24 protein-coding genes are annotated in these 24,476 nt (G+C 55.4%); 3 read left to right on the top strand and 21 right to left on the bottom strand.

Features of this window, described 5'->3' with window-relative positions; all coding sequences use genetic code 11:
* Nucleotides 1-11: 11 nt before the first annotated feature.
* The 6 genes from lepA to rpoE all read right to left on the bottom strand — a co-directional run bounded on the left by lepA (nt 12) and on the right by rpoE (nt 6,796).
* On the bottom strand, nt 12-1,829 hold the full coding sequence (gene lepA / locus QT230_RS02780) for a translation elongation factor 4 (RefSeq protein ID WP_308319954.1): 1,818 nt from the start codon (nt 1,827-1,829) through the stop codon (nt 12-14).
* 197 nt (nt 1,830-2,026) lie between these two features.
* Nucleotides 2,027-3,445 (bottom strand): DegQ family serine endoprotease, encoded by a 1,419-nt coding sequence (locus tag QT230_RS02775; RefSeq protein WP_308319953.1) that lies wholly within the window; start codon nt 3,443-3,445, stop codon nt 2,027-2,029.
* An 82-nt stretch (nt 3,446-3,527) separates the two neighbouring features.
* Nucleotides 3,528-4,007 (bottom strand): SoxR reducing system RseC family protein, encoded by a 480-nt coding sequence (locus QT230_RS02770; protein WP_308319952.1) that lies wholly within the window; start codon nt 4,005-4,007, stop codon nt 3,528-3,530.
* A gap of 34 nt (nt 4,008-4,041) precedes the next feature.
* On the bottom strand, nt 4,042-5,106 hold the full coding sequence (locus QT230_RS02765; RefSeq protein ID WP_308319951.1) for a MucB/RseB C-terminal domain-containing protein: 1,065 nt from the start codon (nt 5,104-5,106) through the stop codon (nt 4,042-4,044).
* Between the two features lie 55 nt (nt 5,107-5,161).
* Nucleotides 5,162-5,890 (bottom strand): sigma-E factor negative regulatory protein, encoded by a 729-nt coding sequence (locus QT230_RS02760; RefSeq protein ID WP_308319950.1) that lies wholly within the window; start codon nt 5,888-5,890, stop codon nt 5,162-5,164.
* A 306-nt stretch (nt 5,891-6,196) separates the two neighbouring features.
* Nucleotides 6,197-6,796 carry an RNA polymerase sigma factor RpoE gene (gene rpoE / locus QT230_RS02755; RefSeq protein ID WP_035578604.1) on the bottom strand — a complete coding sequence of 200 codons (600 nt, stop codon included), beginning with the start codon at nt 6,794-6,796 and terminating at the stop codon, nt 6,197-6,199.
* Between the two features lie 389 nt (nt 6,797-7,185).
* Between rpoE and QT230_RS02750 the strand changes: the two genes are divergently transcribed.
* Nucleotides 7,186-8,262 (top strand): 3-deoxy-7-phosphoheptulonate synthase, encoded by a 1,077-nt coding sequence (locus QT230_RS02750; protein WP_308319949.1) that lies wholly within the window; start codon nt 7,186-7,188, stop codon nt 8,260-8,262.
* A 67-nt stretch (nt 8,263-8,329) separates the two neighbouring features.
* Here QT230_RS02750 and dinG read toward each other — a convergent pair whose 3' ends face one another.
* Nucleotides 8,330-10,459, bottom strand: a complete 2,130-nt coding sequence (gene dinG / locus QT230_RS02745) for an ATP-dependent DNA helicase DinG (protein WP_308319948.1) — start codon at nt 10,457-10,459, stop codon at nt 8,330-8,332.
* Between the two features lie 5 nt (nt 10,460-10,464).
* The gene (gene rhlB, locus QT230_RS02740; protein WP_308319947.1) at nt 10,465-11,739 is read right to left on the bottom strand and encodes an ATP-dependent RNA helicase RhlB; all 1,275 of its coding nucleotides are present in this window, start codon (nt 11,737-11,739) and stop codon (nt 10,465-10,467) included.
* Between the two features lie 144 nt (nt 11,740-11,883).
* Here rhlB and QT230_RS02735 point away from each other — a divergent pair, with 144 nt between their 5' ends.
* On the top strand, nt 11,884-12,132 hold the full coding sequence (locus QT230_RS02735; protein ID WP_308319946.1) for a hypothetical protein: 249 nt from the start codon (nt 11,884-11,886) through the stop codon (nt 12,130-12,132).
* Entirely contained in the window at nt 12,132-12,959 is an 828-nt protein-coding gene (gene xthA, locus QT230_RS02730) for an exodeoxyribonuclease III (RefSeq protein ID WP_308319945.1), read from the top strand. The genes QT230_RS02735 and xthA overlap by 1 nt, the downstream gene beginning before the upstream one ends.
* A gap of 59 nt (nt 12,960-13,018) precedes the next feature.
* Here xthA and QT230_RS02725 read toward each other — a convergent pair whose 3' ends face one another.
* The 13 genes from QT230_RS02725 to QT230_RS02665 all read right to left on the bottom strand — a co-directional run bounded on the left by QT230_RS02725 (nt 13,019) and on the right by QT230_RS02665 (nt 24,459).
* Nucleotides 13,019-14,083, bottom strand: coding sequence for a tetratricopeptide repeat protein (locus QT230_RS02725; RefSeq protein WP_308319944.1), 1,065 nt, complete (start codon nt 14,081-14,083; stop codon nt 13,019-13,021).
* A 4-nt stretch (nt 14,084-14,087) separates the two neighbouring features.
* Nucleotides 14,088-14,858, bottom strand: coding sequence for a TonB family protein (locus QT230_RS02720; RefSeq protein WP_308319943.1), 771 nt, complete (start codon nt 14,856-14,858; stop codon nt 14,088-14,090).
* Nucleotides 14,855-15,262 carry a biopolymer transporter ExbD gene (locus QT230_RS02715; RefSeq protein ID WP_308319942.1) on the bottom strand — a complete coding sequence of 136 codons (408 nt, stop codon included), beginning with the start codon at nt 15,260-15,262 and terminating at the stop codon, nt 14,855-14,857. The genes QT230_RS02720 and QT230_RS02715 overlap by 4 nt, the downstream gene beginning before the upstream one ends.
* On the bottom strand, nt 15,255-15,797 hold the full coding sequence (locus QT230_RS02710) for a MotA/TolQ/ExbB proton channel family protein (protein WP_035578586.1): 543 nt from the start codon (nt 15,795-15,797) through the stop codon (nt 15,255-15,257). Before QT230_RS02710 ends, QT230_RS02715 begins: the two co-directional genes overlap by 8 nt.
* Nucleotide 15,798: 1 nt before the next feature.
* Nucleotides 15,799-17,145, bottom strand: a complete 1,347-nt coding sequence (locus QT230_RS02705; protein ID WP_308320117.1) for a MotA/TolQ/ExbB proton channel family protein — start codon at nt 17,143-17,145, stop codon at nt 15,799-15,801.
* A gap of 47 nt (nt 17,146-17,192) precedes the next feature.
* A complete protein-coding gene (locus QT230_RS02700; protein WP_308319941.1) occupies nt 17,193-17,975 on the bottom strand; it encodes a DUF3450 domain-containing protein in 783 nt (260 codons plus the stop codon).
* 211 nt (nt 17,976-18,186) lie between these two features.
* On the bottom strand, nt 18,187-18,588 hold the full coding sequence (locus tag QT230_RS02695; protein WP_308319940.1) for an NUDIX domain-containing protein: 402 nt from the start codon (nt 18,586-18,588) through the stop codon (nt 18,187-18,189).
* A 35-nt stretch (nt 18,589-18,623) separates the two neighbouring features.
* The gene (gene nrdF, locus QT230_RS02690) at nt 18,624-19,595 is read right to left on the bottom strand and encodes a class 1b ribonucleoside-diphosphate reductase subunit beta (RefSeq protein ID WP_308319939.1); all 972 of its coding nucleotides are present in this window, start codon (nt 19,593-19,595) and stop codon (nt 18,624-18,626) included.
* A 30-nt stretch (nt 19,596-19,625) separates the two neighbouring features.
* Nucleotides 19,626-21,776 (bottom strand): class 1b ribonucleoside-diphosphate reductase subunit alpha, encoded by a 2,151-nt coding sequence (gene nrdE, locus QT230_RS02685; protein WP_374694436.1) that lies wholly within the window; start codon nt 21,774-21,776, stop codon nt 19,626-19,628.
* An 11-nt stretch (nt 21,777-21,787) separates the two neighbouring features.
* Nucleotides 21,788-22,222: a class Ib ribonucleoside-diphosphate reductase assembly flavoprotein NrdI gene (gene nrdI / locus QT230_RS02680; RefSeq protein ID WP_308319937.1), complete on the bottom strand. Its 435-nt coding sequence runs from the start codon at nt 22,220-22,222 to the stop codon at nt 21,788-21,790.
* Between the two features lie 8 nt (nt 22,223-22,230).
* Nucleotides 22,231-22,452 (bottom strand): glutaredoxin-like protein NrdH, encoded by a 222-nt coding sequence (nrdH, locus tag QT230_RS02675; RefSeq protein WP_308319936.1) that lies wholly within the window; start codon nt 22,450-22,452, stop codon nt 22,231-22,233.
* Nucleotides 22,453-22,703: 251 nt separating this feature from the next.
* The gene (locus tag QT230_RS02670; protein WP_308319935.1) at nt 22,704-23,315 is read right to left on the bottom strand and encodes a superoxide dismutase; all 612 of its coding nucleotides are present in this window, start codon (nt 23,313-23,315) and stop codon (nt 22,704-22,706) included.
* A 217-nt stretch (nt 23,316-23,532) separates the two neighbouring features.
* A complete protein-coding gene (locus QT230_RS02665) occupies nt 23,533-24,459 on the bottom strand; it encodes an FAD-binding protein (RefSeq protein WP_308319934.1) in 927 nt (308 codons plus the stop codon).
* Between the last annotated feature and the right edge of the window lie 17 nt (nt 24,460-24,476).

Below are 24,476 nucleotides of genomic sequence, written 5' to 3'. Positions count from 1 at the left end.
GACGTTCTTTCCTAGTCGTTAACCTTGAGCACAGCAAGGAAGGCATCCTGGGGAATTTCCACACGCCCCACTTGTTTCATGCGTTTCTTACCCGCTTTCTGTTTCTCGAGCAGTTTCTTCTTACGGCTGACATCGCCGCCGTAACACTTGGCCGTCACGTTTTTACGCAGCGCTTTCACGGTGGAACGCGCCACCACTTGACCACCAATAGCCGCCTGAATCGCCACATCAAACATCTGCCGCGGGATCAGCTCTTGCATTTTTTCCACTAATAAACGCCCCCGACTATGAGCGTGATCTCGGTGGATAATTACCGCTAGCGCGTCGACCTTGTCACCGTTGATCAATACATCAAGACGCACCAGCTTGGCCATCTCAAACCGATCGAAGTTGTATTCAAGCGACGCGTACCCCTTAGAGATTGATTTCAAGCGGTCAAAGAAGTCCATGACCACTTCTGACATGGGTAGCTCATAGGCCAGTTGGATTTGATTACCCAAGAACTGCATGTCTCGCTGGGTGCCGCGACGCTGTTCACACTCGGCAATGACGTTCCCCACGTATTCCTGAGGAACCAATATGCTGGCGCGGACAATCGGTTCACGCATTTCATCGACGTCGGCCATATCGGGCAGCTTGGAAGGATTGGAGACATAGTTTACGTCGCCATTTTTCATCGCTAACTCGTAAACAACCGTCGGGGCGGTGGTGAGTAGCTCAATATCATACTCACGCTCTAGGCGCTCTTGAATGATCTCCATGTGAAGCGTGCCAAGAAACCCCACCCGAAACCCAAAACCAAGGGCATCAGAGTTCTCGGGCACATACTCAAGCGAAGCATCGTTTAGGGCAAGTTTTTCAAGCGCATCGCGGAAATCTTCGTAATCATCCGCACTGACCGGGAACATCCCGGCGTATACCTGCGGCTTCACTTTTTGGAAGCCCGGCAAGCGCGCCACATCGGGGGTTTTCGTATGGGTAATCGTATCGCCCACCGGCGCCCCGTGGATCTCTTTAATACCGGCAACAATAAAGCCGACTTCACCAGCACGCAAAATATCGGTTTGTTTGCGCTGCGGGGTAAAAATACCCACTTCTGTAGTGCCCCAGTCTCGGCCCGTCGATTTAATGCGAATTTTATCGCCTTTACGCAACGTGCCATCAAATAAGCGCACCAACGAGACGACGCCGAGATAGTTATCAAACCAAGAGTCAATGATCAGCGCTTGTAGCGGCGCATCTGGGTCGCCTTTCGGCGGTGGAATATCACGCACTAAGCGCTCGAGCAGCGCATCAATACCGATACCGCTTTTAGCTGACACTTGGCAGGCATCGGTTGCATCCAGGCCGATAATTTCCTCGATCTCCTGGGCTACCTTGTCGCAATCTGCTTGCGGTAAGTCAATTTTGTTAAGCACCGGCAGAACTTCTAGTCCCTGTTCGATAGCGGTATAGCAGTTGGCCACCGATTGGGCTTCGACACCTTGCGCCGCATCGACAACCAACAACGCCCCTTCACAGGCGTAAAGTGAACGCGACACTTCGTACGAGAAATCCACATGCCCTGGCGTATCGATAAAGTTGAGCTGGTAAACTTGGCCATCGGGGGCGGTGTAATCCAGCGTCACCGACTGCGCCTTGATGGTAATGCCACGCTCGCGCTCGATGTCCATGGAGTCGAGCACTTGCTCTTTGAGCTCACGCTCGGTTAATCCTTCGCAGGTCTGGATGAGACGATCAGAGAGCGTCGACTTACCGTGATCAATGTGGGCAATGATAGAGAAATTACGTATGTGCTTAAGCTTTCCATTGGGAATGTCTTGGGACATTGAGTCTGTTCTGCCTTAGTGGTACGCAAGCGGCCGCATGAGCAGGCCGCTTCGAGAGTTCAAAGCTCGAAAACAGCTGCCGCCGGGGACATAAGGGCTATTTTCGACAAAAAGATATCCGCTATTGTAGCGATATGCGCAGGCTAGGAACAGCAGTCCGGCGAGAACCGCCGGACTAGAGGTAAAAATAGAGGGGGTTATTCCAGACGCAGGGCGACAAATAGCGAGCGACCTTCGCGGAACAGCCGTAGCGGAATGGCGCGATCAGTCGGCAGTGCTTCGACAATTTCCACCAGCTCTTCTGATGAAGAGACGCTGCGATGATCAATACTCACCAGCACATCGCCTGGAAGAATGCCTGCACTGGCAGCCACGCTGTCAGGCTCCACTTGGCGGACTTCCACGCCGCCAGGAATATTCAACTGCTCGCGCGTTGCGTCATCGATTTCAGCGACCATTACGCCAAGACGGGCTTGATTATTATTGCTGCTGGCCTGCGCCGTCTGCTGCTCGGCATCGGGCCAACTACCTAACTCGACTGACTCGGTCAGCTCTTCACCGTCACGCATCAAGGTGAGTTCCACCTCGGCACCTGGCGCGCCTTTGCCAATCAAGCGGGGCAGTGAGCTCGAGCGCTCGACCTCTTCACCATTAACCTCAAGGATGACATCACCCGCCTGCAGGCCGCCTTGGGCCGCTGGGCCTTCGGGGTCGAGGTCAGCAATCAAAGCACCTATCGCATGCTCCATCCCGAAAGATTCGGCCAGATCCTCAGACACAGGCTGAATCATCACCCCTAACCAACCGCGATCCACACGACCGCCTTCACGCAGCTGTTCAGCTACATCCATAGCCACATTGATGGGGATAGCAAATGACACGCCCATAAAGCCGCCGCTGCGGGTAAAGATTTGCGAGTTGATGCCGACTACTTCCCCGTCCAAGTTGAATAGCGGGCCGCCAGAGTTACCGGGGTTGATTGCCACATCGGTTTGAATAAACGGTACATATACATCCCGCGGCAAAGTGCGATTAATGGCACTGACGATACCCGCAGTAACCGAGTGATCAAACCCGAAGGGGGAGCCAATGGCAGCTACCCACTCGCCGACTTTGAGTTCGTCAGAGTCGCCCAGGTTGAGCGTAGGCAAGTCATTTGCGTCAATTTTCAACAATGCCACATCGGTTTGCGGATCGCTGCCAACTACTTCCGCACTCAATTCGCGACGGTCATTGAGCCGTACAAGAATCTCGTCAGCGTCCTGAACCACATGGGCATTGGTCATCACATAGCCGTCCTCACTGATGACGAATCCCGAACCCAATGATTGGCGCTCTTCTGTACGCCCTTGCCCGTTGCCAGGTGGCGCTGGAAAGCTATCTCCAAAGCTCTCTCCAAAAAAATGGCGGAAAATTTCCGGTATCTCTTGCCCCCCAAACCCAGGTGCGCTGCTGCGCTGAATCGTTCGACTGGTAGAGATGTTCACCACCCCAGGGGCAGCATCTTCAACTAACTTGGTAAAATCAGGTAAATCTTGTGCGCTGGCCATTTGGCCAAACGTTAGCAACGCCACCACACAGACCCATAGCGTGGAAGGGAGAATCAAGCGTTTCATGCAAGAGCTCCTACTTAATGTGATAGTAATCGAAGGTACATCAACAACTCACAGCAAGATGCTGGAGAACCAAATTGACGAACTAATTGACCAAGCGTGGGCGGAAGCGTTCCCCTCGCCCACGCATTAGGCATTTAATACTTAACGCACCGCCCGCCAAGACAGTAAAAAAGACCAGAGGTTCCAGCCAGGCCGTGGTACTGATGAACGAGACAAGACCGGATAGCAACAGCGCTAACATTAGCGGCAGCCCATACACCAAAAAAGCCAGCAGCGTGACAGAGGCACGCGGCAGGCTGATCGTGACTGGGTGACCTAACGGATAGTTTTGCGCAGCGCTAGGCTCGCTGGAGGGAAGCGCGACGGCAATGCGCTGACTGCGCTGGCGTGCCAGCAGTCCGACCCCACACCCTCGCCCTTGGGCACACTGCTCGCAGCCCCGCTGGGCGGAAATTTCTACGATAAGCCCCCTCGGTGTGCAACCGATAGGGTAATAGTCAACAATCGTACCCATACGAAGCAGAGGGGTATTCAGCAGAGAAGCACAGGTTGCGGGGGTCATTCGTCATCTCCCCGCCGTAAAACAATGACTAACACTACTGCTCAGCCTCATCGTCACTCTCATGAGCTTGACCTTCAAGCAGGTCGAAGGTAATTGAGCGAACAATTCGTTGTAAGGTGGCTACCGGCAGCTCACCAATAGCCACCAGTTGCCAGCGCCCTTCAGCGGTAAGGGTGTGCTCAATAGCAACGGCCGAAACGCCCAACTGCTGCACACCTTCTTGCAGGGTGGTCGTATCTTCAGACACAAGAGGCTCTACAAAGATACTCACGGTGGCTAAGCCATCGCTATAGACACGCTGATGACCGTCATCTCCAGCGAAAGTAACCGGTTGCGCCACAAAACCGTCGGGCAGCCAGGTAGCATGCCAGGGAGTATTGAGGATAACGCTGGGCGGGGTTGCTCGAACGCTACCGGTATACTTCTGGGGGGACTGAAGCTGGGTAATTTGAAAGGTTTCAATGATCCTGCCTTGCTGATCACTGAGTACATGCTTAAGCAGCAGGCCGGTATCCCGGTCTAACCACCACTCATGAGAAAAACGCCATTGATCAAGGGGCCTAAAAATCAGCTTAACGGCGTCTCGATCCGCTACCCGAGTATTGTCCTCAAGCTCGATAGCATAGTATTTCTCAAGGTGAGCCGCCCACCTTGCTGGAGAAGGTAGTTCACCGTTGCTATGCCCTTCAGTCCAAGCCAATCTGCCCACCGGTGAGCGACGTTCAATGCTCACGGAAGGGCCGTCAAGGTACTGTACCACCTGCTGCCGAATGCCGTCTTTGATACGGTGTGACAGTGCTAGCGTGCGGACATCGACAGAGTCAATAGCGACCGCTCTAGCTTGAAAAGCATAACAGTGACTGGACCACAGGCCGCGCTCAAGCCACTCGGTTGCATTGCGGGGTTGTGCCTCAACTTCCTCCGTCGCGCACTCATAGCCATCACCATTGCTGGAGCGGGCACTGGCTTGCGAGGGACTGATTTCCAAAGGGCTGTCAGCATTTTCTGCATGCGCCTGAAGCGAGAGCGTACCAACCACTATCGCCAGCGCCCAAGCACCTTTAAAGCCCCTGGGCGCTATCATGTTGCGCACCCCCATCCCGCGAACTCCTTACTCACCTAAATTATGCATCATTAAAAAGCATACATTCGGCTTAGCGCTGACCCAATGGTTCAGTAACTGCGGATGAACGCATTAGCGGCATCCAACTGTCGCCACTGCCGTAAGCGGCACTCTGAGTGTGCTGCTCTAAATAAGACTGCAGCAAGCCAATCTGATCAACATCAATATTCATACCCTGGGAAGCGGATACTCCCTGGGGCGACTGCGAGGAGAAGCCCGTTTCGCTAATATTCATTAGCCCACTTTGACCCGACTGGCCGCTAAGCCGAAACGGCGTTGGTTCAAACATAGGCATGTCGGCACGCGTCGCTACTGCCGACTGAGAGGCCAAGCTAACAGGCTGCACTTGGGTGGCTCCATTAGAACCGGACGCAGTCGTCGCAATGTCGCCTCCCCCCTGGCCAACGGATGAGTCATTGCCAAAGAACTGAACGCCAGTGATCACCATCAATGACACTGCAGCAGCAACCCCGGCGCCTCGGGCAAACGATATGCCTCCCGCGCGGTGAGCCACAGGCTCGGCATCTTGCATCATTGGCGCAGGCTCGTCGCGCAAACGGGCCATAATGCCCGCAGAAAGATCAACGCTGACATCTACGCCCTGCTCGCGCTGCATCATGCTGCGGGCAAGGTGATAACGTCGCCAGGTATCTGCGGCATCGTCATCTTTCGGCAGTGCCTTCAACACTCGGCGAAGCTCAAGCTCATCACTTTCGCCATCCATTAACACCGAAAGTGATTCCCGTGTGTTTTGACTCATACTTCACACCCTCACACTGTTTAAAAGAAGTACTGGGGTGATGGACCATCATTAATTGACACCACCACGCCAACGACTTCCAAGGCCAAGACTCAGTTGCACGCGAATCCATTACCAACACTGATTAGCCTGCAACGCTAAGCTCATGACACTTTGCACATTGATATATCACTTATCGACACATCAAACGTACTCATCAAGATAGTCAGGCCTTATGACGCCTTACATGCCAGACAGTTCACAAAAAAGATAAAACCTTTATCTTGGCATCCTAGGGCGGTCATGCTGCCTACCCTCTATTGACCACTACTCATCGCGACTGTTCCGCGCTGTTGAGACTAATGGCCGGATATGCTCATCAACCGCCTCACGAGCGCGGAAGATTCGCGAACGCACGGTGCCCACCGGGCACTGCATTACCTGCGCTATATCTTCATAAGCAAGGCCATCCAGCTCGCGTAGGGTAATCGCCGTGCGTAGATCGTCCGGCAGGTTCTCAATCGCCTGATAGACCGCGGCTTCGAGCTGGTCTCTGGCAATCGCCGCTTCCGGTGACTCTGAGTCTGCTAGCCGTCCGCTTTGGTCGATAATTTCTGCATCGACGATATCCAGATCACTGCCCGGCGGCCGCCTCCCCCGTGAAACCAGATAGTTTTTCGCCGTGTTAATCGCGATGCGGTACATCCAGGTATAGAACGCACTTTCAGAGCGAAACTTGCCCAAGGCGCGATACGCCTTGATAAATGCCTCTTGAGCCACGTCCTGAACTTCAGAGTGATCATGAACGTAACGACCAATCAGGCCGATAATTTTGTGCTGGTACTTTTTCACCAGCAGATCGAAAGCGCGCGTATCACCTTTTTGGGCACGTTCAACAAGCTGTTGGTCTGTTTCCCGAGTGCCCATTCACACGCTCCTCCAGCTCGTACGGCGTGCGCCGAGCCCCATTCCTATTAGCCCTAATACGTGGGCGTTCACAGCAAGCAGCATAGCGTCCCTTGGGCATTGATTAATAATCGAGTGAATAACAAGGCGAGTACGTCGCCCGAGTATGTTGCTGCATTTTATAACGGTGCTAAATTTTAACGACCTATATTTTAACAACCTACATTTTAACAACAGAGCGCCCAGTGTTACGCGTTCCGCGCAGCGCATCAAGCGCTTACCCCCTTTCGCAAAACCCTGCGGCTGACACTTTTAACGCCGCTATAGTTCCACAGCAATTGATTTTTACCTGCTTGACAAGCGATAGTAGATGCCACTTTTTCCGCCACTACGTAAGCACAGGTAGCAAGATGCCAGAACAGCAGGTTAATAACCTTAACGTCCTCGCTCAAGACGTTCTCACCACACCAGAAGCGCTCAAAAATGCCGTGCCGTTAACCGATGCGGCAGAACGCAGCGTGATCGAAGGTCGTCAAACCATCCAGAATATCCTGGATGGCAACGACCCGCGACTATTAGTCGTCGTCGGCCCGTGTTCAATCCACGACGTGGAAGCCGCACTTGATTACGCCCGCCGCCTGCGTACGCTGGCTGATCAAGTCAGCGACAGCCTGTATATCGTAATGCGCGTCTATTTTGAAAAGCCACGCACAACGGTGGGCTGGAAAGGCCTGATCAACGACCCACATCTCAACGACTCTTTTGAGATCGATGAAGGCCTGCATATTGCCCGCAAACTGCTGGTCGATCTGGCCGAAATGGGCTTACCACTGGCGACCGAAGCCCTCGACCCTATCTCGCCCCAGTACCTGCAGGACTGCATCAGCTGGTCGGCGATTGGCGCCCGCACCACCGAGTCGCAAACTCACCGTGAAATGGCCTCCGGCCTCTCCAGCCCGGTCGGCTTTAAAAATGGCACCGACGGCAGTTTGGATGTAGCGATCAACGCGCTCCAGTCCGTGGCCAGTCCGCACAACTTTCTGGGCATCAACCAGGCAGGCCAGGTGGCGATTATCCGCACCCGCGGCAATGCCTACGGCCACGTCGTCCTGCGTGGCGGCAACGGCAAGCCCAACTACGACAGCGTGAGCGTTGCTCTGGCAGAAAAAGAGCTTGAGAAAGCCAAACTCTCGCCCAACATTATGATCGACTGCTCCCACGCCAACTCCAATAAGGACGCGGCGCTACAGCCGCTGGTACTGGAGAACGTCACCAACCAGATTCTGGAAGGCAATACATCCATTATCGGCCTGATGGTTGAGTCCAACATTGGCTGGGGCAATCAAAAACTAACCGCAGACCTTAGCCAGCTACAGTATGGCGTCTCCATTACCGATGCCTGCATCGACTGGGACTCCACAGTGGAAGCATTCAATCGCATGAACGACAAACTGGCCGCCCCCCTGGCCAAGCGCATTGCCAAGTAACGCTGCGTTAAGTACTTCTAAAACTCCGTTAAGTACTTCCAAAACCCCGCCATGGCGGGGTTTTTCATTACCGGTTAATTTCGCGCCGAAACGGCGGCAGCGCATCCAGAAGCGCTTGCCCATAGCGCCGGGTAATCACCCGTTTATCCAGTATTGTGATCGTCCCGCGGTCGCTCTCCTTACGAATCAACCGCCCGCAGGCCTGCACCAGTTTGATCGACGCATCAGGCACGCTAATGCGCATAAACGCATTGCCGCCCTGGCTCTCTATCCACTCCGCCAACGTAGCACCCACCGGGTCATCGGGTACCGCAAAGGGTAGCCGCGTAATAACCACATGCGTCAAATAGTCGCCGGGTAGATCGATCCCCTCGGCGAAGCTCGCCAAACCAAAGATAATGCTCCCATCGCCTTTATCCACCGCCGCCCGATGGCGCTCGATCAGCTCACGCTTAGGCAGCGCATCCTGGGCCAGTACCCGCTCTTTTACATGGGCAGGCAGTGCTTTATCCACCGCCCGCAGCTGGGCGCGGGAAGAGAACAGCACCAGCGCTGCCTCTGAGTCGGCCAACTGCGATACAAAGCTGACGATAGCGTGTTCGTGGGCGTCCCTATCGCTTGGATCGGTGGCCTCTTGGGGAACGCGTAGCACCGCATTAGCATAATCAAACGGACTGGGTAACGCTTGGTAGCGGTAGCGATTGGCCAAGCCAGCCCGTTCTTGAAGACGCTCAAAGCGCCCTAACGCGGTCAACGTCGCCGAGGTAACCACCGCGCCGTGACAGCGCCCCCATAAATGCTTGGCCAAAGTATGCGCCGCGGATACCGGGCTGGCTGAAAACTCAACCTCCGGCTCACCGGCTACGCGGCTTAGCGTTATCCAGCGGGCGCTGGGCGCCTCATTAGTCACATCCTGCTCGCTAAACGCCTGCCACAAGGCATGCGCCTCTAACGCCCGCCCGTGCAGCAGCGCCACCAGCGGCAGCCAGGTTTCTGCCTGCTCACGGTCTAGGCCGGTCTGCTTATCAGGATCCAGGCTTTCGCGCAGAATGTCGCTGATGCTTTCCAGACAGCGCGACAGCGAGGCGAACATCACCAATAGCTGCTGCGCCTGCTCACGCAGGGCATCGGGCACTTGCCCCCTCTCAAAGCGTAACTGATGGGTGGCCTCTTCGTCAGCCAAACCGTTGGGCCGCCCCGCCAGTTGGTGTCCCATGCTAAACACATCGCCCAGCGCAGGCTCCAGGTTGTGAATCAGCTCGGGTAAGCTTACCAATAGGCGAGACACCGTAGGCTGAATGGCCAACGCTTGGTGAAGGTCAGTCAAACTGCTTCTCAGTGTTTTCAGCCAGCGCAAACAGCCGTGCACCGCAAAGCGGTGGGCAAAGTGGGAAAGCGCTTTTTCCGGCAGGTGGTGACCTTCATCAAACACGAAAATGCAGTCTGCGGGGTCGGGCAGAATCGCGCCGCCGCCCAGGGCCAAGTCAGCTAGCACCAGATCGTGGTTGGCAACGATGACATCAGCATTTTCAAGCTCGCGGCGGGAACGAAAGAACGCGCAGGCACCAAAGTGCCCGCAGCGTCGCCCCGTGCACTGGCGGTGATCCACCGTTAGCCGCCGCCAGTGGGCATCCTCAATCGCCTCGGGCCAGTTGTCGCGATCACCCTCCCAATCACCCTGGCCATAAGCTTGGGCCATATCGCTGGCAATCACGCCGAAGTCGCTGCTTTGGGTTTGCAGCGACTGCTCAAACAGCGACAGCGTCGGGTTGGGCTCACTGCCTTCAAGCGCCTGATCTAACCGCGCGACACACACATAACGACCTCGCCCTTTGGCTAAGGCATAGCGAAAGGCAAGGCCACTGTGGCTGGCTAGCGAGGGTAAATCCTGGTTGAGCACCTGCTCTTGAAGCGCCACCGTGGCCGTCGAGATGATCAATCGTTTGCCCCGCGCTTTCGCGATCGGCAAAGCGGCGATCAAATAGGCCAGGGTTTTACCCGTGCCGGTACCCGCTTCAAGCACGCAGACGTGGGTATCGCTGGTTCGCTTGCCCTCACCGTCGCTCTCGATATTTCCCAGCGTTCGGGCTATTTCGGCGATCATCATGCGCTGACCGTAGCGTGGCGTTAGCTCAAGGTTCTCCACCACGCGACGATAAGCGTCCTGGATCTCGCTTTTAAGGGCAGTATCCAGCATGCGACCTAGAGCATACCTTCCGGCGGATGTACGCAGGGCAGCTTGTCGTTGATATAGCGTTCGATTTCCGGCAGTGAGAAGGCATCCTCTTCGCCCACGAAGCTAATCGACACACCCTTTGCGCCAGCGCGACCGGTACGGCCAATACGGTGTACGTAATCTTCCGGGTCTTCGGGCAGGGTGTAATTGATCACGTGGCTGACGTCTTCAATATGAATCCCACGACCGGCTACATCAGTTGCGACCAGCACCTGAATCTCGCCTTCGCGGAAACTCTCCAGGGTTTTGATACGCTGATTCTGGGGCACATCCCCCGACAGCATCGCCGCACTGACACCGGCTTTTTTGAGCAGGTCGTCAAGCTTGCGTACCAAGTCGCGGCGGTTACCAAATACCATCACACGCTCAAAGCTCTCCTGCTGGAGCAGATTGACCAGCAAGCGCTGCTTGTCGTCATCGGACACCATATAAACCCGCTGATCGATATCCGCTTGGTTCTCAACGGTGACTTCGATCTCAACGTGGGCGGGATTTAACGTCCACTGACTGGCAAGGTTCAGAATGTCGTCGGTAAAAGTGGCCGAGAAGAGGAAGGTCTGGCGCTCCTCTTTTTTCGGCGTGTAGCGAATAATCCGCTTCACGTCGGGAATAAAGCCCATCGACAACATACGGTCGGCTTCATCCAGCACCAATACTTCGACTTCATTGAGGTCGATATCGCGCTTCTGATGGAAATCCAACAGCCGCCCTGGCGTTGCCACCAGAATATCGATCTTGCTACCCAAGCTTTCACGCTGTTTCTGGTAGTCCATACCACCGACCACACTGGCAACATTAAGCTGGGTGAAACGCGCTAACGCTTTAGCATCTTTTTCGATCTGCAGTGCGAGCTCGCGGGTAGGTGCAATAATCAAGGCACGCGGCGCGCCCGACTTTTGTCCATTGGGTATTGGCTCTTCCAGAAAGTAGGCCATTACCGAAATCAAAAAGGCGGCGGTTTTCCCGGTTCCCGTTTGCGCTTTGCCGACAATATCGCCACCTAGCAGCGTTTGGCGGAGTGCCTCAGCTTGAATAGGCGTGCAGTATTCAAACCCTTGAGCATGAATCGCGCGCATCAAGGGCAGCGGCAGATCAAAGTCATGAAAGCGCCACTTGCCGGCCACGGCAGGCACCTGAAACTGACGAAGATCCCAGTTCGACTGGCGACGACGCGGTTTACGACGGCGGCGTTTTGGCTTGCGATTCTGGGCCGGGGCTGTGGTCTGTTCCGACTCGCTCATAGGCTGTCTATCTGTCCATTGCTGTGGAAGTTGGCATCATGAAGCGCGCATTGTACCAGGGCTTGGCGATAAGAGCGCGTCCTGCTGTCGAAGGAGTCCCAAGGCCTGTTAGAATAGCCGTTAAATCGACGTAAGGAGCGCGACATGACGCGTAAGAAAAAAACTCGTTCGCTTGCCGACAAGGTGACTATTCGTACCGGCCGGCGTAAGGATTACAAAAAATGGCGCCACGATAATCCTGATCAGGTCGCCCCTTCGCGCCGCTTTGTGGCAAAAAAGCAGCAGCAGCGCAAACTGCAGGCGGTGCGCAAACTGGCTCGTCAGCAGAGCGGCCAAGATATCGCCATTCACGCTGACAAAGGCGCGAACAAATCGCCGGGGGACGACTCGTAATGCGCTTGGTTTCGTTCAATATTAACGGCATTCGTGCCCGCCTTCATCAGTTACAGGCCTTGATCGACACCCAGCAGCCTGATGTGATCGGCCTACAGGAAACCAAGGTACAAGACAGCGAGTTTCCTATCAAAGACATGGAAGCCATGGGCTACCACGTCTTTTATCACGGCCAAAAAGGCCACTATGGCGTCGCCTTAATGTGCCGCCAGGCGCCCCAAGAGGTGTTTTACGGTTTCCCCGATGATGAGGAGGACGCCCAGCGGCGTATGATTGGGGTCCGCCTGCTCGCCGAAGATGGCGAACCGGTAACGGTGTGGAACGGTTACTTCCCCCAGGGTGAAAACGTCACTCATCCGACCAAGTTTCCCCATAAAGAGCGTTTTTACGGTCAGTTAGCGCGGCTGCTTAACGAACAGCATCGCCCTGACGAGCGGCTAGCCATTATGGGCGATTTTAATATCTCTCCGGAAGACCAGGATATCGGCATCGGTGACGCCAACCGTAAGCGCTGGCTGCGCGAAGGCAAAACCAGCTTTCAGCCCATTGAGCGCGAATGGCTCGAAGGCATTAAAGCCTGGGGGCTTAGCGACAGCTATCGGCTCTGCTATCCACAAAGTGACGACCGCTTTAGCTGGTTCGATTACCGCTCCAAAGGGTTTAACCAAGAGCCCAAGCGCGGCCTGCGTATCGACTATATTCTGGTCACTTCCGCATTGGGCGAACACGTTACCGGTGCGGGCATTGATTACGACCTGCGCGGCATGGAGCGGCCATCGGATCATGCGCCTACCTGGGGTGACTTTGATATCGCGCTTAAAACCTAGCCTTCCCTACCTGCGGAACTCCCCGAACTGGACGAACATGTTTTTCCAAGTGGGATTACCTAGTTGAAACTGGCCAGCCACTGCTCCGCCTCATCGTCACCTAACGACGAGGCTTGGGCAAAGGCTTGTTTCGCTTGCCCATCTTCCCCCCAGGCGTAAGCGAGCTGGCCATAGACTCGCCAGTCAGCGGCTGCTTGCGTATGCAACGCTAACGCCTGCCAGGCCTTCAGGGCTTTCTCGACGTCTTTAGCCTGCTGCCAGGCACTGGCAAGCAAACGTAGATTCGACTCATCGCGGACGACCTCTCCCTCATTCAGCGCCTGCTCTAGATGCTCTGCCGCTCTGGCCGGGGTTCCGCCTGTAAGATGGAGTTGAATCAACAGCCAAAAATCTTGCTGCTCGGTTAACTTGCCTAATTGCCACGCCGTTTCCCACAGGCCAGCAGCTACCCCCGACTGACCTGCCTGCTGGGCAAGCCCGGCAGCTTGACGCCATTCGGTGGCATCGCTTTGCGCATTCAAGCCATCCAGCAGCCAGCCCAATGCCTGATCGCCTTGCCCTGCATTGCGATACACAGCAAGCGCCAGAGCTTGCTGAACTTCGTTCAATTCTGGCGTCTCATTAATCGCCTGCTCTAGCCAACTGGCGGCATCTTCCCAACGCTCCTGTTGCGCCAGCAGGCGGATTAATTGCCAGGTAGCATCACTATCTCGCTGATTGGCTAACCACTCACTGAGCAGCTCAATGGCCTGATCACGCTGACCTGCAGCACGGCGAAGCGAGGCCTCCTCACGTAGCCAGCGAGCCACCTGGGCGTCATCGACACCCTTCAAGCCCCGGGCAATCGCTAACCGATCGGCTGCCGCTGCATGCTGATCCTGGCGCGCCAGGGCCCCGGCCGCTAGCTGCTGATAGAGCGCACTGGCCCACTGGTCCGCTTGGTTACCTGGCGCCAGGCGCTCGGCCTGGGCGGTTGCCCGCTCGATGACCTGCGTCAACGCGCCTTCTCTTAACTGGCCCTGCAGCACCTTGAGGTCAGCAATGACACCACCTTGCAGCGCAGGACTGGCCAGTGACGAAAGAGGCCAGACGTGTAGTAATAGGATGCATAAAAGACGCTTCATTCAGCTACCTCAACTCAAACTCGATCCGCTGGGTGGCATTGCGTAACCGGTCACTGGGTTCAAATTGCCACTTGGCAATCGCGTCCCGCGCGGCATCATCAAATACCCGGCGTGGCTGCGCGCTGGTAACCCGTATAGAAGAGCTATCGACACTGCCATCGCGACGAATCGTAAACGCCACTTCCACAAAGCCTTCCATACCCCGGCGCTGCGCCCTAGACGGGTAAGTAGGGCCAACTTGGTTCGTCGGTGTTAGCTGACCTACATTAACCGGCTCATTAGAGGGCGCAGGCGGTGCTTCCGGTGCGGCCTCACTCATGGCGGGTGCCGAATCCAATGACGCTGGAGCTGCACTAGGTGCCGGCTCAACAGGCCGCTGTTGCGGGGTCGGCTCTGGCCGCGGTTCGGGAGGTGGTTCGGGCCGAGGCTCCGGCGTCACTTCCGTTAACTCGGGGAGTTCACTATCCATTTCTACCGGCTCAACGGGCTCATCCGGCAACTCTACTTCCGGCAAGCTAATAGTGCTCTCAGCGACTGGCGGTGGCTCAGGGGCCGGCATGGGCGGTGGCGCCTGCTGGGGCGTCGCTTCAACAGGCTGTGGCGTAGGCGCCTCCTGCTCGGGGGCGACTTCCGGCGCTTCAACCATCGTCATCGCCATACTCATGGTCAGCTCTTCAGGCTCACGCTCTGGGGGGGCCACCAACTGGGCAAGCAGCCAGAACAGACCCACCGCCAATACGACCCCGCCTAGTATCGATAGCAGGTGACGTATCATGATCCGCTCCGACTCGCTGCCACCGCCACTTGGTCAACCCCCGCCTCACGCAGGCGATCCATCACCTCAATCAGCAAGCCTGTGGTAGATGAACGATCCGCCTGAATAACCACCGAGCCATCGTCACTCAACATATCGGCAACCTGCTGACCGACCCGATGAACATCCACGGGGCTGCCATCCACCCACACCGCGCCCTCTGGGGAAATCGCCACAAGTACTTGAGCGTCCGGACGCGGAGTGGCGGCGCTGGATTCGGGCCGCTCAATTTCGACACCGCTCTCTTTGACAAAGCTGGTGGTGACGATAAAGAAAATCAGCATGATAAATACCACGTCGAGCATGGGGGTCAGGTTCACCTCATTACTCTCTGCCGTAGCATCTATGGAACGGCGTCTACGCATCACTTTCCTCCAGTGCCCGCGCCAAGCGATCATGCAGCCGCTGGTCTTCACGACGAATGACGTGCTCTAAACGACTAATAAATAACAGCCCTACCACGGCGATGGCCATGCCGGTCAAGGTCGGCAGCGTCGCCCGGGCGACGCCATCCGCCATAGCGCGGGCTTGGTGTGTCTCACTCAGCGAAAGACTATCGAACACGCTAATCATGCCCGTCACCGTGCCTAACAACCCCAGTAAAGGACACAGCGCAACTAACAGCTTTAGCCACGGCAAGGGTTTACGCAGCCTGGCGACCAGCGCTTCTGCCCAAACCTGGCGCAGCGTGCGGGCACTCCAACTGGTGTGGTCGCTGCGCGCCGCCCAACGGCGCAGCAACTGGCGCCGCGCTATTCGCCAGGTAATCCGGTAGTACCACCAGCGCTCCATGGCCATGGCAAACACCAACACAGCCACAACGGCCAAAACCACCAGTACCGCACCACCCGCCTCCACTAAGCGCTCAACGGGTTCGAGCCAGAGAGGAAGTGTGGACATGTTAATTCACCATAGGCGTGTGAGATTCCAGATGATCTGCCAAAGTCGCGCTCGCCTGCCCTTCAATCACATGAGTCAGGTAGCGACTGCGGCCTGCCAGCGCTGTTTGCACGAACAGCAACGGCACGGCGGTAATCAAACCCAGTACGGTAGTGACCAACGCCTGGCTAATACCGCCCGCCATTAGCTGCGGGTCACCAGTACCAAAGACGGTAATCGCCTGGAAGGTCACGATCATCCCGGTCACCGTCCCCAGCAGACCAAGCAGCGGCGCAATGGCAGCTAGCAACTTCACCATTGGCTGACTGCGTTCCAGCTTGGGTAGCTCGGCCAATACCGCTTCATCCAGCCGCGCTTCCAGAGCCTCTGGAGTTTGATGCTTGTCCATGCCTTCAAAGCGTAGCAGTACCCGGCCCAGCGGGTTATTGTCCCGCAACTGATCGAGAGATTGCCGCTGGCGTTTTACGCGTAGGCTAACCAGCACTAGATAGAGATACTGCCCAAGCCCGATGATCATGCCCAAAACACCCAGTGCCACGACCACGTAGCCGACATAGCCGCCCTGCTGGAAGCGCTCCCATAGGCTGGGCTGCTGGGCCAAGGCTTCCAGTACGCTGCCCTGGGTAGGGTCTACCGCCAATACGTTGCTCTCGCCCTGGTAGTAATCCGCCAGCAGCCCACCAATGGCACTGGGGGTACGCGGCAAAACCACCAGGCTGCCGTCATTTTGACCGCGCTCTAAAAGCTCGCTCTCGGTAAAGGCAGCGAAATCGCCCAGTCGTACCAGCTCGCGAGTGGCCACCTCGCCATTAGCATCGGCGACCGGCATTGAGAGCCGCTCGGCACGGCCTGTGCGCGCAGTTAGCGTCGCCAACTGATCCACCACGCTTTCCAACTGATGGCGCTCAAGCACTTCGACTTCATCCAAACGCGGCGGCAAAGATCCCTCTTCGAGAGTGAGCAGGCTCTCTCCTCCCAGCGCATTGCGAATCTCGGAACTATGCCGGGCTAGATTGGCCAGCAACCCGGAAAGCGCCTCGCCCTGCTCTGCCTGACGCTCGCTAAGCGCGCTGGCTTGCTCTGTTTGCTCTGCCTGCTGGGCCTCTAGCGTTTCATGCTGCTGCAGTGCTTCTTCGTGCTCGGCGCGCGCCTGCGCCAGCGCAGCCTCTAGCGCCTGCTGATCATCCAGAAAGCTCATTAACCGCTGCTGGTCTCGCGCTTCAGCCGCCTCACGGGCTTCCCGCAGCGAAGTCACGCTCTCGGTTTGCGCCATTGATACGCCACTGACCGCTACCAGCCCCAATACAACGCAAGCATAGCCAAGTTGACGAAGCGTTAGCCGAGGCATAGATAGGCGGCTCGCGAGTTGGTGGTTAACTGTTAGGCTGAAACGGCTCATGGCTGCTCTCCCTGCAGGTCATTGGCACTAATCGAGAGCGGCAAGGTTAATAGATCCGGGGCACGTTGATCTTCCGCCATGCGCAGCCCACTGCGCACTTCACGCAGGTATTCGTCTTCCAGCGGCTGCCAGGCGCCGCTTTCAGCATCCCACACACCGCCTTCACGACCATCAGGGGTTAAGTAATAGAAGCCGATACGCCCGATACGCAAGAAGTCGACTTCACGCACGTGACTATCCTGACTTAAACGCCCCCGCCAGCTATCCATCTCCTGCCCATAATCGAGCTCAACGCGCCATGCTTCGAGCAGTCCATTAATGCGTTCAATGGTGTTTTCGCCCTGCTCGTCTGGCTGACGTTCAACCCGCGCCAAACGCTCAGCGCGCAGGAAAGGCAAATCTCGCTCAATCCATTGGCTAAGCTGCGCCGACATATTTTGTTCAATCACAGGGAGCGCAGCACGCGTCTCTTCCAGCGTATCGAGCGCAGTTGCTAAACGCTGCTGACGTTCAGCCTCTTCCGCCAGACGTCCGGTTAAAGAGGCATTGTTGGCTTTTAACTGTTGAGTTTCGCGCTCTAAACGGCGTAACTCTTCCAGTTGTTCACGGGTCTGCTCATCAGCGGCATCAATCTGCTCCTGAAGCGCTGCCTGGGTTTGCTGGGCATCTACGCTTTCGGCCGCTTGAGCCACTGCTTGTTCACTTGCCAACAGCGTGCCGCTAGCCAGCACTCCCGCTAGCCACCATCCACGCAAGGCAAAGAAAGGCCTGTTCAGCACGTCGACTCTCCGTCACTGATTAGCGGGCGGCGGGCACCGCTCCACTAGAAACTAATTGGGTATTAGAACGATTTGCGTTCATATTTTACGCCAACTAGCCTACCACTAATACAATAAATGACAATATTTATCATTAACAAACAGATGATTTCGCCTTTCCTTCTTGCATAAAAAAAGCGCCTGCTGGCGCCTTTCATCACAAAGATCAATATTAATGTTTCTCTACTACGTACTCTTTTGTCAGCGGCGCTAACGGAAGTTGCCAAGCCTCTTCACGGGTTACCCATCTTGCTTCGGCGATTTCAGCCGCCGCCTCGACAGGCTCATCGACAACCAGACTAAACAGATGCGCTTCAAGCACTATGCCAGGCTCGTTGGCGGCAGGAGCGCTATGCACGCCTAGCGGAATCAGTTGATCCTCATTAATCTGTAAGCCCAACTCCTCCTTAAGCTCGCGACACAGCGCCTTTAATGCGGTTTCCCCCGCATCGATCTTGCCGCCGGGCTGCATAAAGAAGGATGTATTGTGCTTACGTACCAGTAGCAGGTACCCGTCGGAGTCACTCACTACTGCAGCGGCGATCTTCAATACGTTAGCCCCACTGTCTGACATACACCCTCCTCCATGCCCACTAAAGTCGGATCATATTAAAACGCCCAGTCGTCGTCTTCGGTGGCGACGGCTTTTCCGATCACGTAGGAGGAGCCGGATCCGGAGAAGAAGTCGTGGTTCTCATCGGCGTTGGGTGATAGCGCCGCCATGATGGTCGGGTCGACATCGGTAACGCTGCTGGGGAATAGCGGCTCGTAGCCAAGGTTCATCAGCGCTTTGTTAGCATTGTAGTGAAGGAATTTTTTCACGTCCTCACTTAGACCCACCTCGTCATACAGCGATTCAGTGTAGCGCACCTCGTTGTCGTAGAGCTCTAACAGCAGCTCGTAGGCGTAATCCTTAACTTCCTGCTGACGGGCGGGAGTGGCTTCCGCCAGCGCCTGCTGGAATTTGTAGCCGATGTAATATCCGTGTACCGCCTCGTCGCGAATGATGAGACGAATCAGATCAGCGGTGTTAGTCAACTTAGCGTGGCTTGACCAGTACATCGGCAGGTAGAAGCCGGAATAGAACAGAAACGACTCAAGGAATACGCTGGCGACTTTGCGCATCAGCGGATCGTCAGAGCGGTAGCGCTCTAAAATCAGTTGAGATTTTGCCTGTAGCGTAGGATTCTCTTCGCTCCAGCGAAACGCATCGTCGACATCACGGGTGGTACACAGCGTCGAGAAGATCGAGCTGTAGGAGCGCGCGTGCACGGATTCCATAAAGGCGATATTGGTGTATACCGCTTCTTCGTGGGGTGTACGGGCATCCTCCATCAGCACCGGCGCGCCGACGCTGCTCTGAATGGTATCCAGCAGCGTGAGACCTGTAAACACACGAATCGTCAGCTGTTTTTCTTTGTCCGTCAGCGTATTCCACGACTGGATATCGTTCGACAACGGCACTTTTTCGGGCAACCAAAAATTACTCGTCAAGCGGTTCCAGACCTCCAGGTCTTTATCATCCTGGAGCCGGTTCCAGTTAATCGCGTCAACCCGCGACAAACGTTGCATCATGTTCATATCGTCAATCTCTTCGATGTCGTCAAACGCCTAGAGCGTGCAGGAAACGCAGCCTTCTACTTCGGTGCCTTCTAAGGCACTTTGGCGTAGGCGAATGTAGTAAAGCGTTTTGATGCCTTTGCGCCAGGCGTAAATCTGCGCCTTATTAATATCCCGGGTGCTAGCCGTGTCCGGGAAGAACAGCGTCAGCGAGAGACCTTGGTCAACGTGCTGCGAGGCTTCCGCATAGGTGTCGATAATCTTTTCCGGGCCAATTTCGTAAGCGTCCTGGAAGTAGTCGAAATTGGCTTCATCCAGGAACGGTGCGGGATAGTAAACACGCCCCAGCTTGCCCTCTTTACGAATCTCGATTCTCGCCGCCACCGGGTGAATACTGGAGGTGGAGTTGTTGATATAAGAGATCGATCCTGTGGGCGGTACCGCCTGCAGGTTACGGTTGTATAAACCGTGGGCCATGACCGAGGCTTTAAGCTCCTGCCAATCGTCTTGAGTGGGTAGCGCGATACCGCTGCGTTCAAACAGCTCGCGCACTTTGTCAGTGCGCGGCAGCCACGCTTGGTCGGTGTACTTATCAAAGAAAGTACCCGAGGCATAGGTAGAGTCCGCAAAGCCTGCAAAGGTGTCCTTATGCTCAATCGCTAAACGGTTCGACGCCCGAATCGCATGGAAGGCCACGCAGTAGAAGTAGAGATTGGTAAAATCCAAACCCTCGTCAGAGCCGTAGTAGATGTGCTCACGCGCCAAATAACCGTGCAGGTTCATCTGACCCAAGCCAATCGCCCGGGACTTGGCATTGCCTTCGGCAATCGAAGGCACGCTGCGAAGGTTACTCATTTCCGATACCGCAGTGAGGCCACGAATAGCAATGTCCACGCTGGTACCGATATCGCCTGAATCCATCACCTTGGCAATGTTCATGGAGCCCAGGTTACAGGAGATATCCTGGCCAACATGCCGGTAACCCAGGTCGTCATCATACTCGGTAGGGGTATTCACCTGAAGAATTTCAGAGCACAGATTGCTCATATTAATGCGGCCAGCAATCGGATTAGCGCGATTAACCGTGTCTTCGAACATCAGGTAGGGGTAGCCCGACTCAAACTGCAGCTCGGCCAGCACCTGGAAAAATGCCCGGGCATTGATCTTGTGCTTGCGGATACGCGCATCGGCGACCATTTCATGGTACTTCTCGGTGACGCTGATATCGCCGAACGGCACGCCGTAAACCCGCTCTACATCGTAGGGCGAGAACAGGTACATGTCGTCGTTGCGCTTAGCGAGCTCGAAGGTAATATCCGGAATCGTCACGCCTAATGAGAGCGTTTTGATACGGATTTTCTCGTCGGCATTTTCCCGCTTGGTATCCAAAAAGCGCAGAATATCCGGGTGGTGGGCATTCAAATACACCGCCCCCGCGCCCTGCCTCGCCCCCAACTGGTTAGCATAGGAGAACGCATCTTCCAGCAGTTTCATAATTGGAATGATGCCCGACGACTGGTTCTCAATGCGCTTGATGGGTGCACCGGACTCACGAATATTGGTCAGCAAAAAGGCCACGCCGCCGCCACGCTTGGAGAGCTGTAGGGCAGAGTTAATCGCCCGGCCAATCGACTCCATATTGTCTTCAATGCGCAGCAAAAAGCACGACACTAACTCGCCACGCTGTTGTTTACCGCAGTTTAGAAAGGTCGGCGTCGCGGGCTGAAAACGCCCGGAGATCACTTCATCAACCAGCGATTTGGCCAGCGCTTCATCACCCCGTGCCAGAGTCAGCGCCACCATGCAAACGCGGTCTTCATAGCGCTCTAAATAGCGCTTGCCGTCAAACGTCTTCAACGTATAGCTGGTGTAATACTTAAAAGCGCCCAAAAAGCTTGGGAAGCGAAACTTATACGCGTAGGCCTGCTCGAACAGCGACTTGATAAAGGCGAAACTGTACTGAGCCAGCATCTCCGCCTCGTAGTACTGCTCTTCCACCAAGTAATCGAGCTTTTCCTGTAACGAGTGGAAGAACACGGTGTTCTGATTAACGTGTTGCAGAAAATACTGGCGAGCCGCTTCGCGATCTTTATCCAGCTGTAGTTCGCCATTGGCACCGTACAGATTAAGCATGGCATTGAGGGCGTGGTAATCCAGCGTGCGCGCCTCAGGAGCCGCCGCAGGCCGTTTTGTTTCTACCACATTCTGGGTAGCTACGTTAGTCGTTTCCAAAACTCTTCTACTCCTTTGCGCACGTTGACCACATCATCGTCAGTGCCAAATAATTCAAATCGATACAGCAGCGGCACGTGGCATTTTTTTGCAATAATGCGGCCAGCAAGACCATATGCTTCGCCAAAATTGGTGTTTCCCGCGGCAATAACTCCCCGCAGGAGGTTCCGGTTATGCGTATCGTTGAGAAAATGAATGACCTGCTTAGGTACTGCACCCTGTGAACCTCCCCCACCATACGTAGGGGTAACTAAAATATAGGGCTGAGAAACACGCAGCGCAGGCTCATCTCGATTTAGCGGCAGCCGCGTTGCGGCGAAGCCAAGCTTTTCTACAAAACGATGGGTGTTACCTGATTTAGTAGAGAAGTACACCAAACTGCCGGCGATAGGTGTGTTTGAGCAACTTGCCAGCATGGTGTTGGTTAGGCCAGCGCTTGGATACGATCAGGGCGGAAACCCGACCAGTGATCCTCACCAACTACGACAACCGGAAGCTGGCGATAGCCGAGCGCTTCTACTTCTTCTTGGGCACCGGTTTCAGAGGTGATATCAATAACGGTGTAATCGAGCCCCTGCTTGTCTAACGCACGGTAGGTAGCGGTGCACTGAACACAAGCTGGCTTGCTATAAATCTGAATTTCCATGGGTATTCCCCTTTTCATAGCGGCATTTTTCGGGTAGGGCACATTTAGTACCCCACCTCTCTAGAAGATACAACTCATACTATATATAGACCATAAGAAAATCAATTCAAGCATATGTGGTATTTTTCATCCACAGGTTATTGACAGCTAATACCCAGTATTTGCTGTATAAAACAAAAAAACCGCCCACTAAAAAGTGGGCGGCTTTTGACAGTGCCATCAAGTGGCGCTGCTAGCGGGTCACAGCAGTATTAGCTAATCGCAGCTTGGTAACGACGCTCAACGTCTTCCCAATTTACAACGTTAAAGAACGCTGCAATATAGTCAGGGCGCTTGTTTTGATACTTCAGGTAATAGGCATGCTCCCAAACATCCAGGCCCAGCAGCGGCGTGTTGCCGTGCATCAGCGGGCTGTCTTGGTTCAGGGTGTTTTCTACTACCAGCTTCTTCTCAGGCGTCAGAGAGAGCCATGCCCAACCACTGCCGAAGCGTCCAACAGCAGCTTTTTTGAACTCTTCTTTAAACGCTTCCAGACCGCCCAGTTCAGCGTCGATGGCTTTCGCAACATCACCCTGAGGGCTGCCACCACCGTTTGGCGACATCATCTGCCAAAACATGGAGTGGTTGGCGTGACCGCCACCGTTATTGATAACGGCTTGGCGCTTGGCTTCTGGAACACGATCCAGATTGGCAACCAATTCTTCAACAGGTACATCTTCAAGGCCTGTGCCTTCCAGCGTGGCATTCAGGTTATTGATGTACGTTTGATGGTGACGAGAGTGGTGAATTTCCATCGTCATCGCATCGATATTCGGTTCGAGAGCGTCATATGCGTACGGCAGTTCGGGTAATGTATGCGCCATATCATCATCTCCTTGAGTGGCTTTCGTTGCTTTCACTTACTTATGTGCGGTCGGCCCGCAGCGTTTTCAACCACCAGGGTGGTTTTTCTTACGTGTGTTCTTTCTTACGCTTTGCCCCAGTACTTTAGTCAACTATTGGCAGTTTACCTAATACCACAAGCACAGAAAAGCCGACTTCTGGCGAAGTCGGCTCACTCTTCATTGATCGTTCAAGTACTTACAGCTTGCTCTCAAGCTCCGGTAGGATCTCAAACAGATCCCCCACCAAGCCGTAGTCGGCGACCTGGAAGATCGGTGCTTCGTCGTCTTTATTGATCGCGACGATCACCTTGGAGTCCTTCATGCCCGCCAAGTGCTGAATGGCACCGGAGATGCCCACGGCGATATACAGCTCCGGGGCAACAATCTTGCCGGTCTGGCCGACCTGCATATCGTTGGGGACAAAGCCGGCATCAACGGCCGCACGGGAAGCACCAATCGCCGCGCCTAGCTTGTCGGCAATGCCGTCGAGCAACTTGAAGTTCTCGCCGTTGCCCATACCGCGGCCACCGGAGATGACCACCTTGGCACCGCCCAGCTCGGGGCGATCCGATGCCGCCAGTTCTTCTTTAACAAAGCTGGACTGGCTGTTTTCAACCACTGCATCGACGGCTTCAATGGGGGCGCTGCTACCTTCGCCCACCGCGTCAAAGCCAGTGGAACGGATGGTAATCACTTTCAGCGCGTCGTCGCTCTTGACGGTCGCAATGGCGTTACCGGCGTAGATAGGACGCTTGAAAGTATCGGCGCTGTCCACGGCGATAACATCCGACAGTTGGCTAACGTCTTTTAACGCGGCTAGCCGCGGCAGTACGTTTTTGCCAGTAGTCGAGGCACTAGCGAGTACGTGGGTATAGCCATCAGCCAGTTCGACCAGCAGCGCACCCATGGGCTCGGCCAGTTGATGGGCGTAAACGGCGTTATCCGCGACGCGCACTTTGCTGACGCCGTCGAGCTTGGCGGCAGCGTCGGCCGCGGCTTGGACGCCTTCACCGGCAACCAGAACGTCAATATCGCCGCCGATCTGTTGGGCGGCCGCAATTACGTGGGCCGTGGCCCCGGCCAGTTGGCCTTCATGCAGATCGGCAAGTACCAAAATGCTCATAAAATCAGCTCCTTTCA

Source organism: Halomonas sp. SpR8 (assembly GCF_031010195.1).
Classification (GTDB): Bacteria; Pseudomonadota; Gammaproteobacteria; order Pseudomonadales; family Halomonadaceae; genus Vreelandella.
Note: the sequence above shows the minus strand (reverse complement) of the source record. Positions and strands in the feature narration are given on the sequence as shown.